This is a genomic window from Pseudonocardia nigra (assembly GCF_019396355.1).
In the GTDB taxonomy this organism is placed as follows: Bacteria; Actinomycetota; Actinomycetes; order Mycobacteriales; family Pseudonocardiaceae; genus Pseudonocardia; species Pseudonocardia nigra.
Genome location: NZ_JAHKRK010000581.1, coordinates 1 through 577, shown reverse-complemented (window position 1 = coordinate 577; position 577 = coordinate 1). Strand labels below are relative to the sequence as shown.

The 577-nt window shown below is 66.2% G+C and carries 1 protein-coding gene; it reads right to left on the bottom strand.

Annotated features, from left to right (window positions below; genetic code table 11):
- Positions 1 to 156: 156 nt before the first annotated feature.
- Positions 157 to 534, bottom strand: a complete 378-nt coding sequence (locus KME75_RS44670; protein WP_219420717.1) for a transposase family protein — start codon at positions 532 to 534, stop codon at positions 157 to 159.
- Positions 535 to 577: the final 43 nt, after the last annotated feature.

The following is a 577-nucleotide window of genomic DNA, read 5'->3' as shown; positions in this document are numbered from 1 at the left end:
GCCACCGCGCGGTCGCCACCCGCTACGACAAGCGCGACTACATGTTCCGCGGAACCATCGACGTCGCCTCGATCAGGATCTGGCTCCGCGACCCCGTCCCATGATCCAAGGGACACGCTCTAGTGCCAATGCCGTTCAGTTAGGGCTTGCAGATCATCAACTCGCTGTCGTGATTCGTGTTGGGATGGTGATGCCTGCGGTTCCGGCGAGCTCGTAGAGCTCGTCGAGCGTGGCCAGTGGTTGGTCGGTGTGCTCGATGGTGTGGCCGGCCTGGTCGAGCAGGTCTCGGGTGTCGCGGATGCGCCGGTTGATGGTTTCGGGGCGGACGTTGAACAGGGCGGCGACGGCAACCTGGGGCAGGGCGTGGCGTTGGTGCAGGACGGTGGCCAGGAGCCGGTCGGCGAGGGTGAGCAGGGGCGACGTCCGGGGCCGGGGCGGGTTTTTCGGGGACGGTGGCCGCGTCGTTTGTCCAGCTCGGCTTCCCGTTGTTGCTGGTGGTGCAGGGTGGTGATCGTGGTGATCAACGCGTTCCACTCTGGGATCGGTAGTCCGGTCACCGTGGGGTGGCACAGCCAGG